Source organism: Paraburkholderia sp. BCC1886, assembly GCF_900996245.1.
In the GTDB taxonomy this organism is placed as follows: Bacteria; Pseudomonadota; Gammaproteobacteria; order Burkholderiales; family Burkholderiaceae; genus Paraburkholderia.
This window is the reverse complement of the sequence record NZ_CAAJGK010000118.1, coordinates 31,306-57,134: the sequence shown is the minus strand read 5'-3', so window position 1 is coordinate 57,134 and position 25,829 is coordinate 31,306. Positions and strand designations below refer to the sequence as shown.

The 25,829-nt window shown below is 59.3% G+C and carries 22 protein-coding genes and 5 pseudogenes; 13 read left to right on the top strand and 14 right to left on the bottom strand.

Features of this window, described 5'->3' with window-relative positions; all coding sequences use genetic code 11:
- Positions 1-83: 83 nt before the first annotated feature.
- Together FQ746_RS32240 and FQ746_RS32235 are read left to right on the top strand one after the other, a co-directional pair.
- The gene (locus FQ746_RS32240) at positions 84-1,157 is read left to right on the top strand and encodes a maleylacetate reductase (RefSeq protein ID WP_144113856.1); all 1,074 of its coding nucleotides are present in this window, start codon (positions 84-86) and stop codon (positions 1,155-1,157) included.
- 52 nt (positions 1,158-1,209) lie between these two features.
- Positions 1,210-1,942: pseudogene (locus FQ746_RS32235) on the top strand (IS6 family transposase).
- A gap of 357 nt (positions 1,943-2,299) precedes the next feature.
- On the opposite strand, the gene FQ746_RS32230 reads toward FQ746_RS32235, so the two are convergent.
- The 6 genes from FQ746_RS32230 to FQ746_RS32205 all read right to left on the bottom strand — a co-directional run bounded on the left by FQ746_RS32230 (position 2,300) and on the right by FQ746_RS32205 (position 6,263).
- The gene (locus FQ746_RS32230) at positions 2,300-2,563 is read right to left on the bottom strand and encodes a PAAR domain-containing protein (protein ID WP_144113855.1); all 264 of its coding nucleotides are present in this window, start codon (positions 2,561-2,563) and stop codon (positions 2,300-2,302) included.
- Between the two features lie 4 nt (positions 2,564-2,567).
- Positions 2,568-3,845, bottom strand: a complete 1,278-nt coding sequence (locus FQ746_RS32225; RefSeq protein WP_144113854.1) for a DUF6396 domain-containing protein — start codon at positions 3,843-3,845, stop codon at positions 2,568-2,570.
- Positions 3,846-4,226: 381 nt separating this feature from the next.
- Positions 4,227-4,544 (bottom strand): VF_A0006 family four-cysteine protein, encoded by a 318-nt coding sequence (locus tag FQ746_RS35540; protein WP_144113853.1) that lies wholly within the window; start codon positions 4,542-4,544, stop codon positions 4,227-4,229.
- Positions 4,545-4,555: 11 nt separating this feature from the next.
- Positions 4,556-4,786: a hypothetical protein gene (locus FQ746_RS32215; RefSeq protein WP_144113852.1), complete on the bottom strand. Its 231-nt coding sequence runs from the start codon at positions 4,784-4,786 to the stop codon at positions 4,556-4,558.
- Between the two features lie 95 nt (positions 4,787-4,881).
- The gene (locus FQ746_RS32210; RefSeq protein ID WP_144113851.1) at positions 4,882-5,166 is read right to left on the bottom strand and encodes a hypothetical protein; all 285 of its coding nucleotides are present in this window, start codon (positions 5,164-5,166) and stop codon (positions 4,882-4,884) included.
- A 134-nt stretch (positions 5,167-5,300) separates the two neighbouring features.
- Complete coding sequence (locus tag FQ746_RS32205; RefSeq protein WP_144113850.1) at positions 5,301-6,263, bottom strand: GlxA family transcriptional regulator; 963 nt, start codon at positions 6,261-6,263, stop codon at positions 5,301-5,303.
- Between the two features lie 980 nt (positions 6,264-7,243).
- On the opposite strand from FQ746_RS32205, the gene vapB reads away from it, so the two are divergent.
- Together vapB and FQ746_RS32190 are read left to right on the top strand one after the other, a co-directional pair.
- Positions 7,244-7,480: a type II toxin-antitoxin system VapB family antitoxin gene (gene vapB, locus FQ746_RS32195; RefSeq protein ID WP_144113849.1), complete on the top strand. Its 237-nt coding sequence runs from the start codon at positions 7,244-7,246 to the stop codon at positions 7,478-7,480.
- A complete protein-coding gene (locus FQ746_RS32190; protein ID WP_144113848.1) occupies positions 7,480-7,881 on the top strand; it encodes a type II toxin-antitoxin system VapC family toxin in 402 nt (133 codons plus the stop codon). The genes vapB and FQ746_RS32190 overlap by 1 nt, the downstream gene beginning before the upstream one ends.
- A 524-nt stretch (positions 7,882-8,405) precedes the next feature.
- Here FQ746_RS32190 and FQ746_RS32185 read toward each other — a convergent pair.
- Positions 8,406-9,005 (bottom strand): annotated as a pseudogene (locus FQ746_RS32185) (IS6 family transposase); the annotation flags it as partial.
- A gap of 286 nt (positions 9,006-9,291) precedes the next feature.
- Between FQ746_RS32185 and FQ746_RS32180 the strand changes: the two are divergent.
- Positions 9,292-11,082, top strand: a complete 1,791-nt coding sequence (locus FQ746_RS32180; protein ID WP_144113847.1) for a methyl-accepting chemotaxis protein — start codon at positions 9,292-9,294, stop codon at positions 11,080-11,082.
- 36 nt (positions 11,083-11,118) lie between these two features.
- Here the strand turns inward: FQ746_RS32180 and FQ746_RS35400 are convergent.
- From FQ746_RS35400 to FQ746_RS32165, 3 genes and pseudogenes are all read right to left on the bottom strand, one after another.
- Positions 11,119-11,351: pseudogene (locus FQ746_RS35400) on the bottom strand (hypothetical protein); the annotation flags it as partial.
- Between the two features lie 160 nt (positions 11,352-11,511).
- Positions 11,512-11,988, bottom strand: a pseudogene (locus FQ746_RS32170) (ISKra4 family transposase); the annotation flags it as partial.
- 65 nt (positions 11,989-12,053) lie between these two features.
- Positions 12,054-12,974, bottom strand: coding sequence for a LysR family transcriptional regulator (locus tag FQ746_RS32165; protein ID WP_144113846.1), 921 nt, complete (start codon positions 12,972-12,974; stop codon positions 12,054-12,056).
- 114 nt (positions 12,975-13,088) lie between these two features.
- Between FQ746_RS32165 and FQ746_RS32160 the strand changes: the two genes are divergently transcribed.
- From FQ746_RS32160 to FQ746_RS32145, 4 genes are all read left to right on the top strand, one after another.
- Positions 13,089-14,276 (top strand): M20 aminoacylase family protein, encoded by a 1,188-nt coding sequence (locus FQ746_RS32160; RefSeq protein WP_144113845.1) that lies wholly within the window; start codon positions 13,089-13,091, stop codon positions 14,274-14,276.
- 99 nt (positions 14,277-14,375) lie between these two features.
- A complete protein-coding gene (locus tag FQ746_RS32155) occupies positions 14,376-15,632 on the top strand; it encodes a porin (RefSeq protein ID WP_186310886.1) in 1,257 nt (418 codons plus the stop codon).
- Between the two features lie 46 nt (positions 15,633-15,678).
- The gene (locus FQ746_RS32150; protein ID WP_144113843.1) at positions 15,679-16,059 is read left to right on the top strand and encodes a BON domain-containing protein; all 381 of its coding nucleotides are present in this window, start codon (positions 15,679-15,681) and stop codon (positions 16,057-16,059) included.
- 136 nt (positions 16,060-16,195) lie between these two features.
- Complete coding sequence (locus tag FQ746_RS32145; RefSeq protein WP_144113842.1) at positions 16,196-17,479, top strand: MFS transporter; 1,284 nt, start codon at positions 16,196-16,198, stop codon at positions 17,477-17,479.
- 35 nt (positions 17,480-17,514) lie between these two features.
- Here FQ746_RS32145 and FQ746_RS35535 read toward each other — a convergent pair whose 3' ends face one another.
- The 4 genes and pseudogenes from FQ746_RS35535 to FQ746_RS32120 all read right to left on the bottom strand — a co-directional run bounded on the left by FQ746_RS35535 (position 17,515) and on the right by FQ746_RS32120 (position 21,557).
- Positions 17,515-17,802, bottom strand: a complete 288-nt coding sequence (locus tag FQ746_RS35535; RefSeq protein WP_313955591.1) for a DDE-type integrase/transposase/recombinase — start codon at positions 17,800-17,802, stop codon at positions 17,515-17,517.
- Between the two features lie 473 nt (positions 17,803-18,275).
- Positions 18,276-19,010, bottom strand: a pseudogene (locus FQ746_RS32135) (IS6 family transposase).
- Between the two features lie 423 nt (positions 19,011-19,433).
- Positions 19,434-20,726 (bottom strand): MFS transporter, encoded by a 1,293-nt coding sequence (locus FQ746_RS32125; protein ID WP_260854240.1) that lies wholly within the window; start codon positions 20,724-20,726, stop codon positions 19,434-19,436.
- A gap of 51 nt (positions 20,727-20,777) precedes the next feature.
- On the bottom strand, positions 20,778-21,557 hold the full coding sequence (locus FQ746_RS32120; protein WP_144113840.1) for a carboxymuconolactone decarboxylase family protein: 780 nt from the start codon (positions 21,555-21,557) through the stop codon (positions 20,778-20,780).
- 297 nt (positions 21,558-21,854) lie between these two features.
- On the opposite strand from FQ746_RS32120, the gene FQ746_RS32115 reads away from it, so the two are divergent.
- The 4 genes from FQ746_RS32115 (at position 21,855) to FQ746_RS32100 (ending at position 25,825) form a co-directional block, all read left to right on the top strand.
- On the top strand, positions 21,855-23,045 hold the full coding sequence (locus tag FQ746_RS32115; protein WP_144113839.1) for a CaiB/BaiF CoA transferase family protein: 1,191 nt from the start codon (positions 21,855-21,857) through the stop codon (positions 23,043-23,045).
- Between the two features lie 13 nt (positions 23,046-23,058).
- A complete protein-coding gene (locus FQ746_RS32110; protein WP_144113838.1) occupies positions 23,059-23,886 on the top strand; it encodes an HpcH/HpaI aldolase/citrate lyase family protein in 828 nt (275 codons plus the stop codon).
- Entirely contained in the window at positions 23,879-24,895 is a 1,017-nt protein-coding gene (locus FQ746_RS32105; protein ID WP_313955588.1) for a LysR family transcriptional regulator, read from the top strand. The genes FQ746_RS32110 and FQ746_RS32105 overlap by 8 nt, the downstream gene beginning before the upstream one ends.
- Positions 24,896-25,018: 123 nt before the next feature.
- Positions 25,019-25,825, top strand: coding sequence for an N-acyl homoserine lactonase family protein (locus tag FQ746_RS32100; protein WP_144113837.1), 807 nt, complete (start codon positions 25,019-25,021; stop codon positions 25,823-25,825).
- The last annotated feature ends 4 nt before the right edge of the window (positions 25,826-25,829 follow it).

Here is a 25,829-nt window from a genome sequence, read left to right as displayed (position 1 = left end):
TCGCTATCTATCTTCATAGCGTAGAAGCATATTGAAAAAAACGGACGACATCAATATTCAATCTATCAATAGGAACCCTAACTATGTCTCAATTTAAAGACAGTTTCATTGCAAACACCGCGGCAGTTCGAGTCCGCTTCGGGGCTGGCGTAAGGCGAATGTTGGGGGAAGAAATAGAGTCCCTCGGTGCCACGAGAGCGCTGATCGTGACGACGGCGCCTCAGGCGGCTATGGCAGAAGAATTCGCAGCGCTCTGCGGTTCGGCCGCGGTGGGCACCTTTACCGAGGCTTCCATGCATACTCCCGTCGATATATCCGAACGGGCAACGGCATATGCCAAAAAGATCGGCTGTGACGTTCTGGTTGCGGTCGGTGGCGGCTCTACGACGGGACTTGCAAAGGCGATCGCTCTCAGAACCGATTTGCCACAGATCGTTATCCCGACCACGTACGCAGGCAGCGAAGCGACGGCAATTTTGGGTCAAACTAAGAACGACCTGAAAACCACAGTTAGCTCCCCCAAAGTTCAACCCGAAGTCATTCTTTACGATGCAGAACTAATAACGACGCTGCCAATCAGCATGACTATTACATCTGCGCTCAATGCAATGGCGCACGCGGCTGAAGGGCTTTATGCACGTGACAGCTCGCCGATTTCGACGCTGCTTGCAATCGAAGGGTTGCGCGCATTTCGCGATGCGTTGCCGAAGGTTAAGGTCACTCCGAATGACATAGAGGCCAGAGGCGAAACTCTATACGGTGCCTGGCTATGCGGAACTGTTCTCGGGCAGGTGGGTATGGCGCTGCACCATAAGCTGTGTCACACGCTCGGCGGAAGCTTCAACCTCCCGCATGCCGAAACTCATGCGATTATTCTGCCCCACGCCATCGCCTATAACCGCCAAGCCGTTCCGGAACTTCTCGTCCCAATCAGCGAGCTTTTCGGCGACAGTAATCCAGGCATGGCTCTCTATCGGTTCGCGGCGCAAATGGGAGCTCCTCTAGCTTTGCGCGACCTAGGCCTCGAAGAGGTAATGCTGGATAAGGCAGCGGATCTGGCAATGGCCAATCCCTACTGGAATCCGCGCCCGCTCGAGCGGAAGGCGATTAGGGATCTGTTGCAGGCCGCCTTTGTCGGCGATGCGCCTGACCTTTAAGGCGTTTGAGAGCCACTGTCACGTTGCGTAGATGGTCGAGTAAGATCGAATGATGAAAAATGCAAAATCGCTTTACCACGGCCATTGCTTTCCGGCCGCGGTCATCAGTTGCGCGGTACGCTGGTATTTCAGGTTTCAGCTCAGCCTGCGTGATATCGAAGAACTGCTGTGCGAGCGCGGGATTATCGTCAGCTACGAGACGGTCCGACGCTGGTGCGATAAGTTCGGTACTGCCTTCGCACACCGTGTGAAGTCGGCGCGTCGCAGGCCCGGCACCACGTGGCACCTTGACGAAGTATTTGTGACGTTGCGCGGCAAGCCATACCTGTTGTGACGCGCCGTCGATCAGCATGGTGCCGAACTCGATATCCTGCTGCAGAAGCGCCGCGACAAGGCTGCAGCGAAGCGGTTTTTCAAGCGCGTTCTTGCCTCGTGTGCTGCGACACCGCGCAAGATCGTGACCGACCAGCTGCGCAGCTATCCCGCGGCGAAAGCCGAGATTCCCGAACTTGCTCACGTCAAGCACGTCTTCGTCAAATCCAGCGCGCGGGTCAATAACCGGGCGGAAAACAGTCATCGGCCGACACGCGAACGCGAGCGACGCATACGGCTTCCGCGATCCTGAACGCACACAGGCTTTCCTATCGAGCTTCGGTCCGATCCGGCAACACTTCGCGCTCAAGCGACACTTGATAAGCGCCTCACTCTATCGCAAACAGCTCGCCACACGCTTTGCCGCCTGGCATCGTTTCACTGAGGCCACCCAAGGTCCGTCCGTCTTTTGAGCAAGCGTTTGTCCTTTCCGCTATTGCGCCGCGAATAATTTTAACGTGACAGCGCCGTCGGAAGGGCGAGTTCGCTAATGGAGAAGCGGTCATTCGGTTGCCAGACCGGGCCGCCGATTGCACTCAGCCACGTTGCTGACGTTGCGGCTGTCCGTCCCAGTGTCGGGTATCGATAACTTGCCGGCCAAGTCGGCGAGGGAGCGTCGGTTGTATTCCGGCTGCGCTCCTTGGACGTGAGACGAGCCCGAACGGTAGTTCGTAATTGCCCGCAATTCGCTTCTCCAACGCAAGAGCGCGGTTACTCCGGATTGGTCGCTTACGTACGCACCTTCTGCCGCCGGCAAGTCGAGCACGAAGTCAGGGCACGGTAAGCGTCGGACGACGGCTTATCAGTGTGCACCCGCACGTCGCACGATGCCCGTGCAGGGCAGTCGGGGATCCACCAATCATGCTGTTCCCGTCACCTTCTGCTATGGTCTGCGTTCCGTCCTCCTTGCATTCAACCATGTCACCCTTGCGGGCAACCGGCTTGCCGTCCAGGATGTCGGCGTTCGAACCGGTCGTGACAGTGCCCCCGTGCGGGGCAAGCGTATCGCCTACGACAATAACCTGACGAACCATCGGTTCACTCCACGATAAATACCCTGCTCATGACGCAGTGCCGTTTCTGAAACCCGCTGGCGGTCATTCGATCAAACGCACGACCCCAAACGCCAGTTTCTGCGTTCGGGCTGCCCAGATATGTCCATTGCAGGTCGTGAGCGGCGATGTCGACGAACTGCGCCGTGGGCTGCGGAAACGCGTGATCCTTCTCGACGAGCGCCTGGCGGTCCCACTGGTTGTACAGGGTGGCCATCGGATGATCGTCGGCTATACGACCTTCCCATATTCCGGTCCGCGGGCAACGCTGCTGTCCATTGCACCGGACAGGCGAAGTCTGCTGAGAGACCTCGCGCAGAAACCCGGTATCGATCATCCGCTTCAGAAAATCGTACCGCTGCGGGGGCAAGACATAGGCTTCCCCAAGGTAGTGCCATTGCACGTGGTCGGCGGTGAGCCATTCGAATGACGGCGCGTCGAAGCGCTCACCAGCCTGATAGCCCTCAGGCGTGTTTCGCCGGGCGGGAGTCAGCTGGTTTTTTGCAGCAGATACCGGACCGTAAAGAGCAAGCCAATAGCCGTCACGCGGCACAATCTGGTTACCCAGGATCGCCATCGTGCTTTGTTCCAGCGGCGGCACCGCGTACCCGGGCGAGACGAATTCACGTCCTTGAAGCGCCGCGCCCTGCTGGGCTTTGGGCGTAGGTGTGACGGCCTTTGCAGCGTTAATCAAGGTTTGTGTGTTGCCGTCCCACTTGGGCAACGGCGCAGGCGGCAGCGGGAGCACCTTGTCGAGGTTGGGCAGTTTCAGGCGTCCGTCGTAGAGTTTCAGGACATCGGCAATCTTGCTGTATCGTTGGACACGAGCCTTGTCTACATGGCCGACTATGTTGGTACCGTCGGAGAGATACATGCCGTTGAATTCCATCGATAACTTGCTTGCGCACTTCTCGCAACCGAGCTTCACGCCTTCGTGAAAAACTTGGAGGGCGCGGGTCTTTGCCTCGACCGTTTTGGCTCTTTTATAAATAAATTCCAGATCATATGCGGCGGGGCCATATCCCTGGGCAAAGGTACACTCCAACATCTTGACGGCTACAGGGACATTGCCCCAGAACTCACCCTCGGGGTCATCGTATGTTCCGGACAGTTTGTCGCCAAGGAACGCCATTGCAGCGGGGCTACCTATATCTGCCGCTCGCTGGAAGAGAGCGTAGGCACTGGTGGCGTCACCGCTCTTGACCATCCTGTTGAGGTGATACACACCCATCCGGTCGTAGGCATCGGGAATATTCAGCTTCATTGCTTTCTCGACCCACTGGATCGCGGCTTCAGAATCCTGCTGTGGCACCCCGGGGCGTTCGCTCAGAATCAATGACGGATGGATTTATTCCACACGCCTCGGGATGGCGCGCTCAAGTTTGTCCTGTCTTGCGACAGTCGTTTATCCGCAATAAATATTGACGAACCCGTCGACTTGTCAGATGTCTACGATTGAGGGGTTCCGCGCAAACTTGCGTACGCGGGTTATCAGGTAAATCATTTAATGTAAACATATCGCGAAGGATTTCTGAGTTCGGCCAAGAAGGGACACTCGGCGAGATAGCCTCCATCGTCGACAATATTCGGAGTTGGGCCCAGCCGTGCGAATTGGCGATCGCGCTTCCGCCGTCGGCTAACCCTCTCAAAGCCCCCCTCGTCGCGTGCATACCGCATTGATCTTCGTAATCGCGAATTGCTCTCTAGCTCCAGGCATATTTTGAAGAATGCATTCGTGATAAGCCCGCTCACGGGGCAGCAGCATCTCGCTGTTTCTATACAGTGCGTAGCATGACCGTTGAATGTAGTTCGAGGCAACTTCACTACGGGCGTCGCGCAGGCCGACAAGCAAACACTCGTCATATGAGGAACTGTTATCGGCGAATGCAGGATGCACTGTTACCAATCCTGAAAGGAATATTGCCGCTCGGGCGGCATGCTTCCGTATAACGCTTATGGGCATTGCTGATGCTCTCAGTTTTGTGATTTGCTTGGGATGGTTTCATTAGGCTTTGACAAAAGTTTATCAAAAGCAAAGCCCATCCCACCAACGGCATGCTGAAACTCTCGTGCTTCATGCAATCGCCAGCGGCCGGATGGCGCACCAGCTGAGATTCTGGGGTCGGCCAGTTTCGGACCTTCGTGGCTTGCGCCCAAATGTTCGTTAGCTTGCGCATAACGGTCTCCCAAACCAACGTCAGTCATTTGTGGACCGTGGACTATAAGCGCTGTGAACGTGGATCAGGCAATATCTCCGTCCAGCAAAAGGTTCGCTGAACGGAGGCGCCAAAATCAGTAACTTACTTGATGAGAAAGCCGAGCGGGAGCAGCGGCCCTACCGGCAGCAGATCAAACGTATGCAAATTCTCTTTGGTGAACGGAAGCGCCCCGAGAAGCTCTTCAGCCTCCACGACTGACTCGACATTCAACAAAAATACCGCGCCCTTCATTTCGTCACGCAACCAGAACTGTTCGATCTTTCCGTCCAGATAAAGCTTGAGAGTCGCAGGCACTTCGGCCGGAAAAATTCTGTCCGATTGCTCCTGAGTGAGAGACTTTAACGTTCCGATGGCCAAGATTTTCATAACTATTTCTCCGCAGAGGTTTGTTGTCGGGTCGACAGGCAAATCCTAAGCGGCACGCCTTATTAGTTCTATTGTCGTTTGTGACATTAATATGCCCGTTTACGACAATCGATGTCCATTGCCAGCCTGACCATTCACTGCAGGTCGGCCTTCAACTCTCGCACGGTGCGCCCGGTACGACGCCGCAACAGGTTTCTCAAGGTCGCGGATTCTGCATAACCAACCTCGCTTGCGATCGTCTCCAGATCTTGTCCTAACGCGACGAGGTGCTGTGCGCGCTCTACACGCATGTCCTGAAAAAACGCAAGCGGCGACTTTCCGAGTACCGCCTCGGTCCGGCGCTGTAGGGTACGGGGCGTAACTGACAGCGCACGCGCCGCATCCTGAAGCGAGAACCCAGTCGCAAGATGCGCACGCGCCCATCGTTCAAAACGCTCGACCAGTGGGTCGGCGTTAGCAAGAAAATTCGGAACGATGTATTTCGCCTGAGACGGTCGTTTGTCGATGACCATCAATTTCGCGACGAGCGCAGCCATCTCAGGGCTTGCCTGGCGAACCAGCCACAGTGCGAGATCCAGATGGCCCATAGCCGCTCCGGCGGTAACCAGGCGATCGCCAGCGACGATCATTCGTGAGTCGTCCAACTTGACACTGGGATAGCGTTGACGAAACAAGGGAGCGAGGGGCCAGGATGTCGTCGCTTCCCGATCGTTCAGTAGACCTGCTTCGGCGAGCATGAAGGTTCCAATGCAGGCTCCAGCAACGCTAATGCCGCTAGCGTGCCACGTGCGAAGGTGCGCGATTGCGTCAAGAACGTCCTTGCGAGCCAACGCCTCGATCAATCGTTCCGGCTGTTTGGCGTTGAGCGCCGGCACGACCACCCAGTCCGGTTTCCGAACCTGGTCTGCGGGCTCGACTGTTGCCGTTAAGCCAAGAGCGGTCCGGACGCTACGTCCTACTCCTACGACTTCGACGTTGAACAAAGGAGCTGCGATCCCTTGGGCGGACGCCAACTCGTTTGCCGTCGAGAAGATGTCCAACAGCACGGTTAGGCCGGTGTCGAACACGCCATCAACTACGAGTATCGCTAGTTTCATGTCGAAAACATATCTAAAAGGTTGATTTACGACAATAGCACGACGTTTGAACGACGAACTAACCTCCAAATCAAAATGACGGTCCAAATACTCGGGGATCTTGTGATATCAAGGAAAGAATAGCCAAAGCGTCAGTTGGGTATCGCAAAACGGACGTAAGCGAAGCGACGCTCGACTGGCCGATTCGGGTCGAACAGCGACGTTCGGAACGCCATCAAAAAATCCGTTTATTGAGGGCACCCCCTGTTGATGCCAAGGATATGCCAGTCTAAAGGCAGCGAATCAGTTGCCAATCTGCTACGCAGAGATCTAACCATGCATTTGCAGGCATTCCACCAGTGCGAAACACTGTTGCTAACTGGGGGAAACGATGCGTCTATCTCACGCATCAAAGAACGGTATCGGCTCTGGAGAGCTATCTGAACCGTCGCATTGCGCGCGACATGGGAACCGAGCTAACCGCAGAGCGATATCGCGGACTAGCCCGACAAAGTTGCTTGGTCCTTGCTGGCAAGGGCCGCAAGTTTGTGATGAACACCAAGAGACGCACCAACGAGGCTGGGGAGCAAGTTGACGACTCGGCGTCTGACAGCCATCCCACGTCACAAAGCTCCAAAGGGACGCGGGGATACGCGGTGGATCATCCCGGTCGGGACGCGGTTCGTTTGCCGGCAGCCTCATTGCGCAAGGGCACGACATCGAAACGGTGCAGCAGCTTTTAGGTCATGCGGAACTGGAGCACGTTCGGCCCGATCTGGCCGTGTCCGATAAGAAGCTACGGCAGATGTTTTGCGAAGTGTTGTGAGAGTCATTTGACACGGTCATCTGGTGCGGCCCCAGCCAGACAAATAGGCGGACAAATAGGGCTTGAACCGGCTCGCTTACAGTTGGGAGCATTGCCTTAATGTACACACTCGGATTTACATTGCGCTAAAACTGGGCTATAGTACATCCATTGTACACACAAAGTAGAGGATGACATGCAGACCACCCGGGTTTTCAGGAATGGCAACTCTCAGGCCGTACGTATCCCCGCCGATCTTGCCTATGAACGCAGCGATGTTGAACTGGAAATTGAGCGCGTAGGTGACGAAATCCGTATTCGCCCCGCCCGCCGACCGCTGACGGGCGTGCTCAAGAAGTTCGCCAAGTTTGGTCCCGACTTCATGGCTGAGGGGCGTGGCGAGCAGGAACAAGCTGAACGTGAGGGCTTTTAATGCCGCGCTTCATGCTCGATACCAATATGTGTATCTACCTGATGAAGAACCAGCCTGAGCAGGTTGCAAAGCGTTTCGCGGAGTGCTTCGTCGGTGACGTGGTGATGTCCGCTATCACATATGCCGAGCTTGAATACGGTGTCGTGGTTTCTGACAACCGGGCGAAAGAGCGACGGAACCTCGCCGCGTTGATTGAGGACATTCCGGTTGCTCCGTTTGATGTCGCGGCGGCTGTAGCCTATGGTCCGATTCGTGGAGCTACGCGGGAGCGCAAGAAGGACCACCTAGACAAGTTGATCGCCGCACATGCAGTTGCGCTCGACGTGGTGCTTGTCACAAACAACACGAAGGACTTCACCAGCTATCCGGGTGTCAAGCTCGACAACTGGCTGAGTGACTGACCAAGGAAAATGAGATGCGTCCGCTGACAGTCCTCTTTATCGCGGCGGTACTGGTACTGGCTTGGCGATGGTACGCGCGCCGTGACGCGAGGTTAAAGCGGCAAACAATGCAGTTGCGGCGAAGCTGACCTTCAGCCGTCTGGATCGGCCAAGCCAAGCGGAAGTAGCCGGTCTGGCGCTTGCGATCTGTCATCAGTTGCGCGGCGAGCCGCCGAATTTCGAGAACTTTAGCGAGCCACAGCAACTCCTGTTGATGTCGCTGGCGATGTACGAACTTAAAATTCCTCCGGCTCTGACGTACATGAAGACATGGAATGTCGTCAGAAACCCATTTCTCGCAATACCGCCCAACAGTCGAACACTGGAAATGGTCGCGATCGCAGTAAGCAAAGCTGAGGGCGTTGAACTGACAATCGATCAAAGAAATCCGTGGGCTGAACGCATTGCGTCTCAGATCGGGAAAAAAAACGGCTTTGTCGCGGTAAGGATTGACGGGCGAATGAGATCCAAATGCGAAGTACCGCTTATATTGCGAGGTCGTAGAATTGACCAGCGGCGGACGGATGGGTTCCGCGAGCACACTTCATCTGTCCTTTCGCGATCATGTGCATATTCTCAATGCCGGCCAGAAGGATCCGGGCACAGCGAAAAGTCTTGAACCCCAGCATGGGCCGCGTGCGTCGCTTGATCGCCCGATGGTCCTGCTCGACCAGGTTATTGAGATATTTGGACTGGCGGATCTCGATGGGCGCGTCGAGATCGGCATTGATTGTTTCGAGCGCGGCGAGATTGGCGCCGCTTTTGTCGATGGTTACCGTCTCGGGTACACCGTTCTGGGCAATTGATTTCTCAAAGTAACGCCAGGCCGCAGTCTTGTCCCGATGGGCGCGTAGCAGAAAGTCAATGGTGTTGCCGTCCCTGTCGACGGCCCGATAGAGATAGCACCATTCCCCTTTGACGCGAATGTACGTGTCGTCCATCCGCCAGCTCTTACCAACCGGCCGCTTGCGGTGGCGAAACGCTTTCTCCAGCACCGGCAACAGCTTGATGGTCCAGCGGTGCACAGTCGAATGATCGACCGAAACGCCGCGCTCAGCCATCATGTCTTCGAGATGCCGCAGGGTTCAGCATCGCCATTTTGGTGCATCCCGAGTTGGAGCCATTCGAGTACCACTCGCGCAGTGGGCCTTGCATTTGAGCCAGAGATTCTCGAGGGTCACCCGTTTAGTTTCGTATGATGTTCGAAGAGGCGATCTGTTTCGTTGCTCCGCAGAAGTCGAGCGAGGGCGACCTGCCCGGTGCATGGGGGGAACTTTTGTTGCGTATCCGCATTGCGAAGGCAAGATCGAGCTTCAGAAGTCGATCGCAAGAGCCGTTAAGAATGTCATCCTTTCCTTAACTGCCTACCCTATGTTCACATCGATTCGCGCGCGAATTCTCGCCGCCAGCCTCACCATTGTCGTGCTCGCGTTGTTGATCAATGCGGCGCTCAACTTTTACGTCGCAAGATCGTTCAGCGACGACGCCGTCGCCGCTAACCTCGAGTCCGTCTCCGCCGGGCATGTCGCGGGCATCAATGACTGGGTGGCCACGCGCGCGCAGATGATCAACTCGCTGCAACAAGCAGGCGCATCGGCTGATCCGTTGCCCGCGTTCCTCGACATCGCGCATGCCGGTGGCTTTTTAAACGTGTTCGTCGGCCGCGCCGATAAAACGTCCGTGTTCTCCGCGCCTGAGGGCATTCCGCCGAATTACGATCCGACCGTGCGGCCTTGGTACAAGGAAGCCATAGCCGCGGGCAAGGCGATCGTGACGACGCCTTACGTCGATGTGACGAGCGGAAAACTGGTCGTTGCATTTACAACGCCCGCGCAAGGAGTAGGCGGCGTGAAGGAAGTGATCGCGGGCAACGTGAGTATGGAAACGGTCAGCGCGAACGTGAACGCGATTCGGCCAACGCCGCACAGCTTCGGCATGTTGCTCGACGGCCATGGCAATATCATCGCGCTCGCCGACGCCAGATTAATTGGCAAGCCCGTGAAGGATCTCAGCCCCGATTTGTCGCTGTCCGCGCTGGTCGACGCGCGTGAACCGTTGCGGGTGAAAGTCGGCGCGAGGAGCAAACTCTTGAAAGCGTCGCCGATTGCCGGTACTGACTGGCATGCCGTCATCGCGCTTGACGAGGCGGAAGCGACGGCGAGCATCCATTCGCAACTGATGAGCGCGCTCATTTGCCTGGTGGTGATCGTGCTAGTCGCGGCGGCCGTGATGAGCGCAGTCACGACCATTTCGCTGAAACGGCTCGCCACGGTGCGGGACGCGATGACCGCTATCGGTTCCGGTTCTGGCGACCTGACGCAGCGCTTGCCGTCTGATGGGCACGACGAGGTGGCGCAGATTTCGCAAGCGTTCAATCAGTTCGTCGATAAATTGCTGGTCGTCATGAAGCAGATTCGCACGACTAGTGAGTCGGTTCGCCTCGCCGCCAAGGAAATTGCGACGGGCAACGTTGATCTTTCCGGACGCACCGAAGCCGCCGCCGCGAGTCTGGAGCAGACGGCGGCATCGATCGAGGAAATCACGTCGACGGTCACGCTGTCGGCGACCGCAGCCAAGCAGGCCAACGCAAAGTCGACGTCGGCTTCAGGCACCGCCGCCCGTGGTGGCGCGGTGGTCTCCGACGTGATCGACATCATGCAGGAGATCGAATCGGCATCGGGGAAAATCGGCAACATCATCGGCGTGATCGATGGCATCGCATTCCAGACCAACATCCTCGCGCTAAACGCGGCGGTAGAAGCCGCGCGTGCGGGCGAACAGGGTCGCGGTTTCGCGGTGGTCGCGAGCGAGGTGCGCAGCCTCGCACAACGGAGCGCGCAAGCTGCGAAGGAAATCAAGGTGTTGATCGAAGCAACGGTTGAAAGCGTGGCGTCCGGTTCTACGCAAGTGCGTCAGGCGGGCGAAACGATGCAGGAGATCGTGAGCTCGGTCAATAGCGTCACGACGATGATGAGCGAAATTTCCGGTGCCTCCGATGAACAGACGCGCGGCATTCAGGAAGTGAACCGCGCCGTCGCGCAACTCGATGAAATGGTTCAACAGAACGCGGCTTTGGTCGAAGAGTCGGCGGCAGCTGCGGCAACGCTTCAGACGCAAGCGAATGAACTGGCGAACACGGTCGGGCAGTTTAGGATCGACTGATCAGGACAGGTGTTCGAACGCGTTATCTGAATGAGCTCGTAGGGTGACGAACACCTCGTCAAGGTGCCACGTACCACCGGGCTCGCGTCGCGCGGCTTTCACCCGGTGAGAAAGGCCATTAACGAACTTGTCGCGCCAGCAACGGAACGTCTCGTAGGTCACGATCACCCCGCGCAACTGATGACCTCGGCTGGAAAACGGTGGCCGTAATAGAGCGAGGGAAGGGCGGATAGCGACGAATCGTCGAGGCATCGCGCGAGGCCTCGAATGAGGGCGTAAATCATGCGTCTTACCCAGACCGCTGTTAGGCGTTAACCCGATGCGCAAAGCCGGCGTCACACTTGAAAACGCGAGTTGACATTTTTATACGCGCAATTTCGACAAAATTAAGTCGGTATTCGGTCTTGCACGACCGACGCACGGCTGTGCGTGATTGTCGCGACCCGAGGTAGGTAGCAGAAGGTCCATGACGGCCTTGGCCGGCCGATTAGGGCATCGTGGCGCCAAGCTCCAGCCATCTCAGTTCACCGGTACTTGCCTCCGTCAGGTAGTCCTTGAGCGGAGAAACATATCTACAGCTGTCCGCACCGCAATTACAGGCCTTCCATCGTTCGCGGCGATAGTAAACCTTTCCTGACGCGGTCTTCAGCTCCGGGCAATGATTATCTTGCAGACGACGGGGACGCCACAATCCACACAGAATCTACGCGAGGCGCAAAGACGTTCGATCTGCCCGACAACGAACTTCTGCTGCACACAATTGAGCAAAGACAGGCCTTCACTGAGTGACAATCCCACGTCTGCGGATGTCTGATCGTCGATGGGCCTGTCCAGCCGCATGACCTCAACCCGCTTTGCCACACTTCCGTCGCCGTTATCGAACTCATGAACGATCGTGCATCGCATGGTGGCTCTTAAGTCTCGTCGTTAGGCATACGATACCCTGCGGTGCGCTCGTCCCCCAGCCTTTTTTACCGGATTCCTTCAACAGAAGCATCACGCTTTTTCGCGGCGGTCCCGCTCAGAATGCAGTCGAGAAAATATTCGGCTGGCCGCGTCAACTGCAAACCGGGCGGCGTCAGCAGATAAAGCCGTAAAGGCGGCGGCGTCTCGGGCAGCGGCAACTTCACGAACGTACGGCCGAGTTCCGTTTCGGCTAGCGAATGCTGGGTCCACACGAACACCGAATCCGTATTCACTGTCAGGCTGTAAAACAGCGCGTACGACGTACAGCGCGTGATGCAATGCGGCGCCAACAGACCCGCTCGCCCATACATTTCACGGATGAATGTCGGGTGATTCTCGGTGACATCGGTGTGGATCCATTCGGCGTCGCTCAACGCTTCGAGCGAATTGGCGCCCGCATAGATGCCGGCGGCGCGCGTTACGAAAACGGTGTCGAACGAGAACAGTTCCTTCGCATCGCCTGAATCGGGGAGTGGCTTGGCAAACGCGGTGAAGGCGAGATCGAGCGTGCGGTTCTGCAGTTGCTCGCCGAGCTGATTGAAACCCAGCTCGCGGAACTCCAGCGTGACTCTTGGCCAGCGTTTGCGGAACTCGACGAACGCCTGGGTCAAGCCCGCCGTGCCCGTGATCGGCGTGACGCCGATCACCAGGTGACCGTCGCGCAGCCCCTTCAGATGCGCCATGTCCTCTTCAGCGCGCTCCATCTCGCGCACCACGGTGTGTGCTCGTTTCAGCAGCGCAGCACCCTCCGCCGTCGGCACGACACCCCACTGTTTGCGTTCAAGCAATTGCACGCCGAACTGGTCCTCCAGTTCCCGGATCGCTTTGGTGATGGCCGGCTGACTGACGTGCAGCGACACGGCCGCGCTTTTGATGCTGCCCGTCAACGAGACAGCCACCAGCGCCCGCAAATGATGAATTTTCATAATGCGGGGGATATTACCACTGGTTATGCGCATCACAATTTGTGCTTTTTTATTTTTGTCACGTGTCTCTACGCTCTGTCCCGACGGCTGATAACAGCCAGCTACGGAGCACACATGACGCAGGAATATGCACAACTACTCGCGGATCTTCGCGAGTCGGAACAACAGTTCATCTCGGTGCGCCGCGATATCCATGCGCACCCCGAACTCGGTTTCGCCGAGACCCGGACGGCAGATCTCGTCGCGCGCAAGCTGAGCGACTGGGGCTATGAGGTCACGGTTGGCATCGGCGGGACCGGTTTGGTGGGGCAGATCCGCCGCGGCACGTCGGAGCGCAGGATCGGCTTGCGTGCCGACATGGACGCACTGCCGATTCAGGAAGAAAGCGGTCTGCCTTATGCCAGCACGGTCGAGCGCACGATGCACGCGTGCGGCCACGACGGCCACACGGCGATCCTGCTGGCCGCCGCCCACCACCTCGCGACCCGCAGCAGGTTCGACGGCACGCTGAACGTGATTTTCCAGCCGGCCGAAGAAGGTTTGGGCGGCGCGACGCGAATGATCGAAGACGGTCTCTTCACGCGGTTTCCTTGCGATATGGTCTTTGCGCTGCATAACGCGCCCGGTTTGCCCATCGGCCATTTCGCTCTGCGGCACGGCTGCATGATGGCGTCGTCCGACACGGCGACGGTCACCGTCACCGGCAAGGGCACTCACGGCGCGACGCCGCAGCTTGGCTGCGACCCGATCGTCGCCGCGTCGAACATCGTGCTCGCGCTGCAATCCATCGTCTCGCGCAACATCGAGCCGACACGCGCGGCGGTGGTGACAGTAGGCGCGTTCAATTCCGGCTCGGCGGGCAACGTGATTCCGCAGACGGCTACGCTGAAGCTATCGGTGCGCGCGCTCGACGGCGAGACCCGCACGATGCTCGAGGAGCGCATCCGCCAGATCGCCGACATGCAGGCGCAAACCTACGGTGCGACCGCCGAGGTCCAGTACAAGGCGATTTCGCGCCCGCTGATTAACGACCGGAAAGCCGCCGATCTCGCGATCGAAACCATTGAAGCGCTGGCCGGCGCGCACTCCCTGAGCTTGATGCAAGACGCCGTGATGGGCAGCGAGGACTTCTCGTGGATGACCGAACAGTTGCCTGGCTGCTATGTGCTGCTGGGCAATGGCGTGGGGTCGGTCGGCGGATGCATGGTGCACAACCCGTCGTATGACTTCAACGATGCCGCGCTCATCTGGGGAGCGGCGTACTTCGTCGCGCTGGCCGAACGCTATCTGTACGCAGGCTGAGCCACGTTACTTTTCCCGCCACGTAATCGACGCAACGCAACGAGTCTCCGCGCGTTTCATTGAAGCGTGCTTTCCGACCTACCAGAAATGAGTTCATCAATGGCCACAAGAAGCCTTCGGATTTTCGGCAAGACCAACCCGCAGTCTGTGTTCTCCTGGTGTTCCTCTGTTTCAGCAAAGCGCGCCGGCCGCCGGGCCGCGCGGACCGCGTTATACACAGCCGTGCTTGCCACGCTGGGCGTGGCGGGCCAGGGCGCACAAGCGTCGGACTCGTTCTTCAACGACTACTTTGCGGGTATTCCGTACGTGGGCGTGAATGCGTACTCTCCGGGTATCACCCTGTACGGCGCAGTCGACCAGGCGGTGGGCTTCACCAAAGGCGCGCAAACCGCGTTCGTGCAGCAAAGCGGCGGTCAGTGGACCTCGAAGTTCGGCTTCTTCGGGGTCGAGGATCTGGGCGGCGGCTATCGGGTGCGTTTCGATCTGGAAAGCGGCTTCAACGCAGCGAACGGTGGGTTCGGCACGAGCAATACGCTGTTCAATCGCGAGGCGTGGGTGTCGGTTGGTTCGCGCAATGCCGGCGAACTCAAGTTCGGTTTGCAGGACGATGTCGGCGTGCCGTTGTTCGTCGACGTCTTCGGGCAGGTCGGCACGGTGTCCGCTGTCGCGTTTCTGACCGCATGGGTGTACGACCTGGGTCCGGGCGCGAGCTACGAACCGGCGCGCTTGCCTAACGCGATTAGCTATTCGACGCCGTGGTTTGGTCCGTTCAATGGGCAACTGGCTGTGTCGCTGGCGAGTCAGGGAAGCACGGCGCCCACCGTGACGACCCGGGCGGTCGCGCTTAACTACTACGACGGGCGCGTGTTCGGCACGCTCAGCTATCTCGGCAACTATGCGCTCAATGCGCTGACCACGTCGTCGTATGTACGGACCGACAACTTCGCAGCCGGCGCGGTATATGACACGGGCCGCTACGTGTTGTCGGCGGAATACAGCTTTCTCGCGCCGCGGCTTGCTGAAGACCGTGTCGCGTCGCTGTACACGTTGGGCGGGTTGTATCGGTACAAACACAACGATTTTCGTGCGGAACTCGCGTACCGGGCGGTGGGCGGATTCAGCGATCACTCATATGGCGTGACGCTCGGCTATGACTACAACCTGTCGCAGCGCACTGCGCTTTACGTGCGGGGCTCGATGATCCACAACACCGGCGCGACGCCCGCTTACGGCAAGTATCCGGGCGAACAACCGGTGGTCGACAACATCAGCACGAGTTACACCGGCGCGAACGGCGCGCTTGAAAACTACCAGTCGCCGCGCGTCGTGCTGGTCGGCATGTACCACAAGTTCTAAAAGTGCGCCGGGTAGCCGGCGTCGTCCCTGCGTGAGGAGATGAAGCATGAAAGCAATCAGGATAGCGGGCGCAGTGCTGCTGATGGCGGCCTGTATCGACGGATATGCACAGGGACCGGGCACCGCGGCTCCCGCTTCGGTGATGGCTTCCGCTTCGGCGGCGGCCAGTCCCGCAAGTGGCGCTGTAACGGACCGGCAACTGGCCGCATCGGTGCGCAAGGCGCTGCATGCCGCGCATCGCCACGGCCTGAAGTCCACCTTTATTCGCGTGCGTGCGAACGGCGGCGTGGTGACGCTCACCGGCGTCGTGGCCGATAACAGTCAGATCGGCCTTGCGACCAGCGTCGCGCAGGGCGTGCCCGGCGTGACGTCAGTCGTCAACAAGCTGACGCTACGCTCGGTCGCGGGTATGAAAGGCAGCGAATAAGCGCCGATCGATGCCGCAGGTCCGTCAACGAACCGCTGCATTCAGCGGAGTTGGAAAGCGTCAGCGGTTCTGCGGCGCGCCTCGCCGGCACACGACGAGGCGCACTTTCTCACATCATCTTTGGGCGTGTCCCGTCATGAACGCAACAAACCAAACCGGCACCGTCGCACACGCGGCGCCATCGCGCCATTCGATCCGTTCGACGATCGTCGCGGCTGCACTCGGCAACGGGCTCGAATTTTTCGACTTCACCGTCTACAGCTTTTTCGCCGCGCTGATCGGCAAGCTGTTCTTTCCCGTCAATAGCGAACTTGGCTCGCTGATGCTGTCATTGGCGACGTTTGGCGTCGGCTTCGTCGTGCGTCCGCTCGGCGGGATCGTGATTGGCGCATACGCCGATCGCGCGGGCCGCAAGCCGGCGCTCGTGCTGACTGTGCTGATGATGGCGCTCGGCACAGGCGTGATTGGCTTTGCGCCGACGTTTGCCAGCATCGGCTATGCGGCGCCTGTGTTGATCGTCCTCGGACGCTTGCTGCAAGGTTTCTCGGCGGGCGGCGAAGTCGGGGCGGCGACCACGCTTCTGATGGAATCCGCCGGCAAGGGCCAGCGCAGCTCGCTGGTGAGCTGGCAAATAGCGAGCCAGGGCGGCGCGCTGCTCGCGGGCGCGCTTGTCGCCATGACGTTGTCGAAGACGCTGTCGCACGAAGCCCTGTTGTCATGGGGATGGCGCGTTCCGTTCCTGATCGGTCTACTGATCGGGCCGATCGGTTTCTATTTGCGTCGGCATCTGGACGATACTTTGCCGGTCGAGCGTGAGACGGCTAGCGCCAGACAGCGCCCGCGTCTGCCGCTCAGGCAGATCGTCGCCGGGACGATGCTAGTGATTGGCGGCACGTCATCGATGTACACCATCGCGTTCTTTCTGCCGTCGTTCCTGACCTTGACGCTAGGGATGCCGTCGGCAGTGTCGTCGCTCGCCGGCTGCATGGCAGGTCTCGTGCTGCTGATCGGCTCGCCGTTCGCGGGCCGTCTCGCGGATCGCGTGCCGAGTCGCAAGAAGCTGCTGTACGCGGTGTCGATCGTGTCGCTGTCGATGCTGTTGCCGGCGTTTTACTTCATTAGAACGTGGCCGTCGATCGGCACCGTGCTGGCGGTCGTGTTGGTGCTGATCGGGTTGATGGCGCTGTCGGGTCCTGCCGGGTTCGTGATGATTCTGGAATCGTTGCGCCCCGAGGTCCGCGCGACGTCGCTTGGCATCATCTATGCGTTCGGGGTGACGGTGTTCGGCGGTTTCGCGCAGTTGATCGTCAGTTACCTGTGGCGAATCAGCGGGAGCTTCTATGCGCCGGCCTGGTATGTGCTGGGCTGCGGGTTGGTGAGTCTGATGGGACTGACGATGTTTGCGGAAGGGGAGAAGTAAGCCCCGTTTGCGAGGAGCGCGGGGAGGGCGCCTGTTCAATCGTATTGCTCGTCAAGTGTTGGTGTTTCCGAATGCTGGGAGTGGGAAAAAAGTGGGGGAGAGGCGTTCAATGTCGTAGAGCGAAATAATTTTGTCACTGGCGACTGCAAGCTGAGCAGGAAGTCGACCGTCTTCCCCGCTCGATGAACTGCACGGTAAAGACAGACCCGTTTGCCACGGATTCTCACATATGTCTCATCGATCCGCGATGAACGACCAGCGGATCTCGCAAACCGATCCCTGCCCTTCACGAACTCCGTCGTGAAGCGTTTGACCCGGCGCATGCTCGTCGTATGCGAAAGCGACGGACCGCGCGCGATCATCATTTCTACGAGGTCTCGAAGGCTGAGCTTGTAACAGAGGTACCAACGGACGCACAAGGCGATGACTTCGCGATCGAAGTTCCGCCCGTTGCACAGCCAGTCGATGTCTCTCAGCGTACTCGTTGCGGGCTCGCGCTCGTGAAAATAAGAGCGAAACTCATTGGCCCCGTCTGGTTCACATCAGAGCCGATTAAGCTTGGCTTACCTGATTGAGCCAATGGACGTTCATGTAACCAGCGTCTCCGAGCCTGCTGACGCGGCGTGCCAACGAGCCGCAGTGCTATATCAAGCGGCGGCTTCCGGCGACAATCAAACCGCATTGGAAGTGCGCACGACGCATCCTTTCTAGGGAGACGCAGCTCAAAGAGTCCGTCGCCCGGACGCTGTCACGTTAAATTGTTCGCGGCGCAATAGCCGAAAGGACAGACGCTTGCTCATAAAACTGACGGACCTTGGGTGGCCTCAGTGAAACGATACCAGCCGGCAAAGCGTGTGGCGAGCTGTTTGCGATGGAGTGAGGCATTTATCAGGTGTCGCTTGAGCGCGAAGTGCTGCTAAATCGGACCGAAGCTCGATAGGAAGGCCTGTGTGCGTTCAGGATCGTGGAAGCCGCGTATGCATCGCTCGCGTTCGCGTGTCGGCTGATGACTATTTTCCTCCCGGTGGTTGACCCGCGCGCTGGCTTTGACGAAGACGTGCTTGACATGGGCAAGTTCGGGAATCTCGGCTTTCGCCGCGGAATAGCTGCGCAGCTGGTCGGTCACGATCTTGCGCGGTGCCTCAGCACACGAGGCAAGAACGCGCTTGAAAAACCGCTTCGCTGCAGCCTTGTCGCGGCGCTTCTGCAGCAGGAAATCGAGTTCGGCACCATGCTGATCGACGGCGCGCCACAACAGGTAAGGCTCGCCGCGCTACGTCACAAGTACTTCGTCAAGGTTCCACGTGGTGCCGGGCCTGCGACGTGCCGCCTTCACACGGTGTGCGAAGCCGGCACCGAACTTATCGCACCAGCGTCGGACCGTCTCGTAGCTGACGATAACCCCGCGCTCGAACAGCAGTTCTTCGATATTACACAGGCTGAGCTGAAACCTGAAATACCAGCGTACTGCGCGACTGATGACCGCAGCCAGAAAGCGATGGCCTCGGTGAAGCGATTTTGCATTCTTCATCATTCGATCTTACTCGACCATCTCCGCAACGTGACAGTGCCAAAATTTGGTATGCCGCCAGCTTTAGCACACAAAGACGAATACCCCGAATTGGAGACGTACGCCGCGCGCTTGCTGGCGACGCCCTGTATGGAAGGCGTGGGCACGGTCGTGGAGACGAAGCGTGAAGCGACGCAAGGCAGCGGGGTCGATGTCGTGTTCGACCCGACTGGCAAAACGACGCTGCCTGAGAGTAGCCGCGAGTTGCCGCGCGGGCCATACGCGGTGCGTACGCGCGGGCCGATCGTCAACTATAGGCTCGATCCGAGCCAAATGGATCAGGCAGCGCGCGCCCTAAGCGCACCCAGACCAAGCGTCAGCAACTGCCGGCCGTGAAGCCGCCTCCGAGGCGGCATGTGCATGCATGCCGCCTCAAAACACGGCTCAATGCGCAATGACCGTTTCCGATATCGCATCGACTTCGCGGGATTGCGTTTGACGAATCACATACGCGATCACGATTGCCGCCGCAAACAGGAAATAGCCGAGAATGTAGAAGCTGTTCGACAGATTGCCGCCTCGCGCATAGAAGCCGACAATTAGCGGTCCGACCACCCCGCCGAAGCTCGCGAACATGTTGATTACCGCGATCGACGGAGCCGCCTGGTTGCGCGGAACCTTGCTGATGACCCACGCCCACCACGTGCCGCTCGGCGAGAAAAGCCCCGCGCCGGCGATGCAGAACATCACCATTGTGAACACGAGTCCGCCGTCGATGTAGTGTTGCGCGAGCAGCGCCGCGCCCGCGACGACGAGCGGCACCGCGACGAACCAGCCGCGCGAGATGTTCGACGGCTTGTCCGATAGCCACGAGTTCAGGAACATCGACGCTGCGCCGCACAGTGACGGCAGTGCCGTCAACCAGCCGACCGCCGTGAATCCATGCGCGAAGTATTGCTTGATGAGGCTCGGCATCCACAGGCCGAAGCTGAAGATCACCATGATCCAGGACAGCGCGACGATGGCGAGCAGCCACACAGTCGATTGTTTCAGTACGCTGCTGAAGCTGCCGTCAGCGCCAGTGCCTGCAAGACGGTTCTGCATGATGAATTCGCGTTCGGTGCTGGACAGGCGGTGGTCGGTCGCGGGGTCGTCCGAGACGAACATCCACACCAGCGCGCCCATCAGGATCGCGGGCAGGCCTTGCAGCACGAACATGGTCTTCCAGTGAAGCACGTCGATCATCCATCCGGCGAGCGGCGCCATCACCACCGACGACAACGGCAGCGCATATTGTGCGAAGGCGATGCCGCGCGCTCGTTCGCGGGCAGGAAACCAGCGCACGAAGATCACGGAAAACGACGGCCAGATCACGCCCTCGGCGAGACCCATGATGACCCGCACGGTGATCAGCGCGGGCAGCGTTTGCACGAGGCCCGTCAGGCACGCCATGATGCCCGTGATCACCATCGATACGGCGATCACCCGGCGAGGTCCGATTTTCGTCGAGATCCAGCCGCCGGGGATCTGCGTGACGATATACCCCCAGAAAAATGCCCCCAGAAGCGCGCCGGTGATGGTCGTGCCGAGTTGCAGATCGTGCGCCATCTGCGGCGCCGCGACGCCGATGTTGGTGCGATCGGCGAATGCGACCAGATAGCTGATAAAGACGATCAAACCAACGCGCAGCCAGCGCGACCGTGGAATGCGTTCCGCTTCGTCGAACGTTTTCATCATGTGTCTCCTGTTTATAGTGCCGCGCGCTATCGGTTTTTTAGTGTCCGGCGACTAGGCGTCGCTCGGTGTTGCTTGCGCTTCCAATGCTGCGATTTCTTCGAGCACGATGGGCAGCGCAAGCTCGAAGCTCGCCATGCCCATGGTGCTGGCCAACTGCATCACTTCGAGAATCTCCGAGGGCGTCGCACCGTACTTCAGCGCGTTCTCGATATGCACGTGTGTGCCGGGTACGTACTGATGCGTGACCGACACATCGACCGCGATGTACATGAACTCCTTCACTTTCGGCGGCAGCTTGCCGTGTACCCATGGCACCGAAGAAAACGTCGTGAAGGCTTCGAAGAAATCCGGATCGAGTGCCAGCGTGCCGTCCCAGATCGCGCTCCAATAGCCGCGTTTTTCAAGGAATTCCCGCTTGATCGCCTGACGGCGCGCATCGCTATGACTCGTGTCGATCGCATTCTTCGGATCGTTGGCAACCTTCGCTTCGAGCACGGGCATGCCGATCACGCACGCATGCACGCCGATCACGCTGATCAGTTCGAGCGTTTCCAGCAACTCGTCGCGCGTGGCGCCGAGACGCAGTGCTTCACGGCAATAACGCCGCACAGCGGTCGCGTTCAGATGCGTCACCGATGCTTCGAGCGCGAAGCTCACGAGCGCCTTCACCTTCGGTTCGAGTGGTCCGTTGCGATACGCGCACCCCGCGAACGCGAGATAGGCGTCGACGAAATGTGGGCTCGTCTGGATCAGCGGATCGAGCGTGGCAGGCCACGTTCCGCCGTCGTCGACAAACTGGGCAATCTTCTGTTCAAGCGGCGAGGAAGTCATGGGCGATCCGGTTCGAAGAGTCCTTAAGAGGGCGTGCTGCAGGTGTCGCCAATCTTATGAGCGGCCAAATCGAATCGCAATCGGGCAGTTACGCGACTGGCTCATGGTGCGTCGCAGCGCGGGAGGCAACGAAAATCGCGGGGAGAACGCGGCCTGTGAAGCGTTTCATCGTTTCCTGGTCAGCCTGATGCGGCGCAATATTTTGCGCGGCTTATATCGCCCTTTTGCACATTTAAATGGACGCTCACTTGCCTCGCGCGGAGCATTTGCCCAACGACAACTGCATTGGGAATCCGAATGAAAGCGCTGGAAGGCATGCGAGTACTCGATCTGGGAACCTTCGTCGCGGGTCCGTTCTGCACGACGATTCTTGCGGAGTTCGGCGCGGAAGTGATCAAGGTAGAACCGCCGCAAACCGGCGATTCGTTGCGACGCTTCGGAACCGAAACATCGTGCGGCGACACGTTGATGTGGCTCACCGAAAGCCGTAACAAAAAATGTATAACGCTCAACCTCGCCGATGAACGCGGGCAGCAGATGCTGCGCGAACTCGCCGCGAGTTGCGACATCGTGGTCGAGAACTTTCGCCCGGGTGTGATCGAGAAGTGGGGGCTCGATTTCGAGTCGCTGCACAAGCTCAATCCGCGCACAATCCTCGTACGCATCTCGGCGTATGGCCAGGACGGACCTAATCGCAGCAAGCCGGGTTTTGCGCGGGTGGCCCATGCGTTTTCCGGCCTCGCCTATCTCGCGGGTGAACCGGGCCGTATTCCGGTCACACCGGGTTCGACGTCGCTCGCCGACTATGGCTCGGGTATGTACGCGACGATCGGCGCGCTGATCGCGTTGCAGGCGCGCGAACGCACCGGCCGCGGCCAATGCGTCGATCTCGCATTGTACGAGCCGATGTTTCGCGTGCTCGACGAGATGGTGCCGGCGTTTCATATGTTCGGGAAAGTGCGGGAGCGAATGGGTGCGAATGCGGTCAACGTCGCGCCGCACGCGCACTACCAGACACGCGACGATCGGTGGATTGCGATCGCGTGCACCAACGACAAGATCTTCCGCCGCTTCGCACACGTGATGCAGCGTCCGGAACTCGCCGACGACGATCGTTGGGGCCGCGCGTCGCTGCGCATTGCCGCGATCGACGAGGTCAACGCGACGGTGCAGGCGTGGATCGGCGCGCGCGATCACGACGAAGTGCTGCGTCTTTGCGACGAAGGTTCGGTGCCTGCGAGCCTGCTCTACAGCGTCGCCGACATCTTTGACGATCCGCAATATCGGGCGCGCAACAATATCCGCACGATGCCGTCGCGCGCGGGCGATGTCGCCGTGCCGAACGTGATCCCGCGTCTGTCCGAAACGCCCGGCGACATCGAGTGGCTCGGTCCGATGCTCGGCAGTCACAACGACGAAATCTTCGGCGAACTGCTGGGGTGCAGTCCTTCCGACCTCGCCGCGCTGCGCACCGCAGGCGTGATCTGACACGATCTTTCCGATGTCTAACAAAATGCTACGCACTTATCTGTTCGCACCCGCCACGCGTCCCGAACGCTTCGACAAGGCCGCGCACGCGGGCGCGGGCGCCGTGATCGTCGACCTCGAAGACGCGGTCGAGCCCGCGCGCAAGAGCGACGCGCGCGCGTCGCTCAGCCGTGAGTTTCCCGCGCTGGCGCTTACCGCACGCTCACGCGGCGTGCAATTGCTGGTGCGCATCAACAGTCACGGCACGCCGTGGTACGACGCCGATCTCGAAGCCTGCGCGAAGCTCGAGCTCGACGGCGTCGTGATTCCGAAAGCGGAGCAGGCCGGCGAAATCGCCCGCATCGCGTCGATCGAACCGCGCTGGTCGCTGCATCTGCTAATGGAGACCGCCGCGGGTTTCGCGCATCTCGACGCGCTCGCGCATTCACCGAATGTGAAACGCCTGATGCTCGGCACCGTCGATCTGGCGCTCGACATCGGTGCGAATGACATCGGCGAGCCGTTGCATTACTATCGGACGCAGATCCTGCTACATACGCGCCTGGCGGGATTGCTGCCCGCTGTCGACGGCGTCTGCACTAACCTCGACGATGACGCGGCGCTCGACGACGAAGTGCGGCGCGCGCGCGCGTTCGGTTTCGGCGCGAAGCTTTGCGTGCATCCGAAACAGATTGCTGCCGTCGGCGCGGGCCTCGGACCTTCGCCGCAGGAAGTGAAATGGGCGACTCGGGTCTGCGAAGTCGCCTCGAGCGGCGCGGCGGTCGCGGTGGACGGCAAGCTGGTCGACGCACCGGTGCTGGCTCAAGCGCGCCGCATTCTCGAGGCGGCGGACCATGTTTGAGCCCGACACATCCGTTTCGTCGAACAGCGCCGGCGCGCCGACCCCGCCGCGTTTGCGGCCTTATGCGTTGCTGCCGATGACTCTCATGAAGCTTTTTACCGGCAAGCCGTCGAGCCGTACGATCAACGATCTCGCCCATATTCGCGCGTTCGTTGCGGTCGCGCGGGAAGGCAGCTTGACCAAGGCAGCGAAGCTGCTCAATCTCACGCAGCCCGCCGTCAGCCTGCAATTGAAGAGCCTTCAGGACCAACTGAAACTGCGCCTCCTGAAGCGCTCGCCACGCGGCCTCACGCTGACCGCCGACGGGCTCAAGCTGTTGCCCTACGCCGAGCAGATTCTCGAATCGATCGGCAGTTTTGAAGTCGCCGCCGACAATCTCGTCAGCATTCTCTCCGGCACCGTGTCCATTGGCACGATCCTGAATCCGCAAACGATCCGCCTCGGCGCCGTTCTTCAATATATGGCGAACCGCTATCCGGAAGTGCGCACGCGTCTACGTCATTCGATGACAGGCCAGGTAGTCGAACAGCTCGCGAGCGGTGCACTCGACGTAGGCTTCTTTCTGGGCACGCCGGCCGAAAGCAATGGCGTCGAGTTGCATGCCATTGCGTTGATGCCCATCACGTACTACGTGATCGCGCCGAAAGGCTGGCAGGACCGCATCAACGGCCGCGGCTGGACCGAACTCGCCAGATTGCCGTGGATCTGGACGCCGCCGACTTCGATGCATCACGTCATGCTGACACGCGCCTTCGAGTCGGTCGGCGCCAAACCGGAGGTGGCGGCGGAAGTCGATCTCGAAGCCTCGATGATCGAACTGGTGCGCGCGGGCGTCGGGTTGTCGCTCGCACGCGAGACGGTCGCGATCGACGAAGCGCAAAAGTACGGCGCGGCGATCTCGCGCGAAGTACCGATCGAAATACCGTTGTCGTTTGTCAGTCTCGCGCGCCGGCGCGAGGAACCGATGATCGAAGCGTTGTTTTTCGCCGCGCAGATGGCATTCGGCTGAAACTCCTTCGCGCGGCCGAGGCTGGCGTTGCGACAAAGCAGTAAGCAAAAGAAGATCTGCGGGTCGATCACGTTGACGACACATCGACCGGCGTGAAAACGAACAAATATTGGAGGTAGATAAATGACAGACACCTACGAGCTTTTCGCGATCAAATACGCGCGCCGCGACGGCTGGCGTAGCGACAACTTCATCGGCGGCGACGACGATCACGCGAGCGCAATGCCGCTCGACTACTACGTGTGGGTCGCTCGCAATGCGCAGCGCTCGGTGCTGATCGATACAGGCTTCAGCGCCCAGACGGCGGCCAAACGCGGACGCGGTGTTCTGCGTTGCCCAATCGATTCGCTGCGGCTGATCGACATCGATCCCGATTCCATTACCGACACCGTGATCACGCATCTGCACTACGATCACGTTGGCAATTTCGCGCTGTTGCAGTCGTCCCGTTTTCATCTGCAGGAACCGGAGATGCATTTTGCGACCGGACGTCACATGAAATACCCGCATTTCGGACATCACTACGAACCCGAAGACGTCGCGCAGATGGTCAGGATGAATTTCGCGCAACGCGTCGTGATGCACGACGGTCCCGCAGAAGTCGCACCGGGCATCGAACTGCAGCCGGTCGGCGGGCATACGCCGGGCCTGCAGGTCGTGCGCGTGAAGACGGCGCGCGGCTGGGTGGTGGTCGCCTCGGATGCCTCGCACTTTTATGAAAACATCGAAAAGCGCCGGCCGTTCTCGAATGCCTGTGACGTTTGCCAGATGCTCGAAGCATTCGACACGGTATATCTCCTCGCCGATTCAAAAGAGCACGTGATTCCAGGCCACGATCCGCAAGTGCTCGAACGCTATCCCGCGCCGTCGAAAGAACTCGAAGGCATCATCGCCCGGCTCGACGTCGCGCCGCAAACCCACGCTGACTAAACTA